Annotated in this window: 2 protein-coding genes; both read left to right on the top strand. The window is 70.5% G+C overall.

The window, feature by feature from the left end; genetic code table 11:
* On the top strand, positions 1–414 hold a 414-nt coding region (locus ACFY3V_RS15265), incomplete at its 5' end, for a cellulose binding domain-containing protein (RefSeq protein WP_389773700.1).
* Positions 415–653: 239 nt separating this feature from the next.
* Positions 654–2,213: a cellulase family glycosylhydrolase gene (locus tag ACFY3V_RS15260; protein ID WP_362895853.1), complete on the top strand. Its 1,560-nt coding sequence runs from the start codon at positions 654–656 to the stop codon at positions 2,211–2,213.
* Positions 2,214–2,430 lie beyond the last annotated feature (217 nt).

The following is a 2,430-nucleotide window of genomic DNA, read 5'->3' as shown; positions in this document are numbered from 1 at the left end:
CTCACCCCCGCGACGGCCTACACCGTCTCCGTGGTGGCCAGGGACGCGGCCGGCAACTCCTCCACCGCCTCCGAGAGCACCGCGTTCACCACGACGACGGCCCCGGTGGGCGGCTGTACGGCCACGTACACGGTCACCAGCAGCTGGCAGGGCGCCTTCCAGGGAGATGTGACCGTCAAGAACACGGGCACCTCGGCGATCTCCGGCTGGACGGTGACCTGGAGGTTCCCCAACGGTCAGACGATCAGCCAGCTCTGGAGCGGCACGCACACCCAGACGGGCGCGGACGTCTCCGTCAAGAACGCGGCCTGGAACGGGGCCCTCGCTCCGAACGCCTCGACGTCCTTCGGGTTCACCGCGACCCAGAGCGGCACCAACGGCGTTCCCACCCCGGTGAACTGCACCACCGGCTGACCTTCGATCCGACCGTCCCCGCCCCGATCCCCCGCATCGACCTCCGACCGTCCGCACCGCGAACCGGCACCCGCTCCGACCGTCTCCACCACCCGCCGGCACCTCGCACCGACCCTGCGCACCACGAACCGACTCCCGTCAGCCAGGCGTCCGTCTCTCCCCCACGGACGCCTCCTCACCCCCGGCCGGGCGCGACGACCCCTCCGCCCGGCCGGGCACCCCCCCAACCGAGGTAGGTCATGCGAATCAGACTGGCGCTGCTCCTGGCGCTCCTTCTTCCGTTCATCGTCTCCGTACCGCCCGCCCACGCCGCCGTGGGTCTCCGCGTGAGCGGTACGCGGATCCTTGAGGCGAACGGCAACGCCTTCGTCATGCGGGGAACCAGCCACGCGCACACCTGGTACCCGACCCAGACCGGCTCGTTCGCGGGCATCAAGTCGCTCGGCGCGAACACCGTCAGGGTGGTGCTCAGCGGCGGCCGGTGGACCGCGAACAGCGCCTCCGACGTGGCGAACGTCGTCTCGCTCTGCAAGCAGAACAAGCTCATCTGTGTCCTGGAAAATCATGACACCACTGGGTACGGCGAGCAGGCCGGCGCGTACACCCTCGACCAGGCCGTGGACTACTGGATCAGCGTCAAGAACTCGATCGTCGGCCAGGAGGACTACGTCGTCCTCAACATCGGCAACGAACCCATCGGCAACAACGCGACCACCCCGGGCTGGACCCAGGCCACCTCGGCCGCGATCACCCGGCTGCGGAGCAACGGGTTCCAGCACCTGATCATGGTCGACGCGCCGAACTGGGGCCAGGACTGGAGCTTCACCATGCGTGACAACGCCTCCACGGTCTTCGCCGCCGACCCGCAGCGCAACACGGTCTTCTCCGTCCACATGTACGGGGTGTTCGACACGGCCGCCGAGGTGACCTCCTACATGCAGGCGTTCCAGACCGCGGGGCTGCCGCTGGTGGTCGGCGAGTTCGGCTTCGACCACTCCGACGGCAACCCGGACGAGGACACGATCATGGCCCAGGCCCAGGCCAGGGGCATCGGCTACCTCGGCTGGTCCTGGAGTGGCAACAGCGGCGGCGTCGAGTATCTCGACCAGGTGACCAACTTCAACGTCGCCAACCTCACCCCCTGGGGACAGCGCCTGTTCAACGGGGCGAACGGCATCGCGCAGACCTCCGTCGAGGCCACGATCTACGGTGGCACCACCACCCCCGACACCCAGGCGCCGACCAGGCCCGGCACACCCACCGCCTCGGAGATCACCTCGACCGGTGCCCGGCTGTCCTGGACCGCCTCCACCGACAACCGCGCGGTCACCGGCTACGACGTCTTCCGTGGCACCACCAAGCTCGGCTCGTCCGCGACCAACTCGATCACCCTGACCGGGCTCACCCCGCAGACCGCCTACAGCGTCACCGTCGTCGCCCGCGACGCGGCGGGGAACACCTCCGCCGCCTCACCGGCGGCGACCTTCACGACCACCTCGACCCCGCCGAGCGGCTGCACCTCGACCTACCAGACCACCAACCACTGGCAGGGCGGCTTCCAGGGCGAGGTCACCATCCGCTGCACCTCGGCCGTCACCGGCTGGCGGACCGTCCTCACCTATCCCTCGGGGGTGAACATCAGCCAGGCGTGGAGCGCCACCCTCTCCGCCGCCGCCCCGGTCTTCACCTTCACCAACGCCGCCTGGAACGGATCCATCCCGGCGGGAGGGTCCACCACCTTCGGCTTCATCGGCAGCTGGTCGGGCACGGGCACCCCGCCCACCCCCACCCTCTCCTGAACCGTCTCCCAGCGGTACCCCGAGGATTCCCCGCCCGCGTCCGCGACTCCCGGCAGCGGACCGGACGGTGAGACCGCCGTCATCGGCGGTCTCACCGCGGCCCCCGGGGGGGGGGCCCCCCCCCCCCCGGGGTTTCTTGGCCGCCCCCCGTTTCCGTGGGGGGGGGCGGGGCCGCCGGCGGGGGGGCCCGAGCGACCAGGGGGAAAAACAACCCGCC

Source organism: Streptosporangium sp. NPDC000095, assembly GCF_042899335.1.
In the GTDB taxonomy this organism is placed as follows: Bacteria; Actinomycetota; Actinomycetes; order Streptosporangiales; family Streptosporangiaceae; genus Streptosporangium.
The sequence above is the reverse complement of the archived record's forward strand: the minus strand, read 5'-3'. Positions and strand labels throughout refer to the sequence as shown.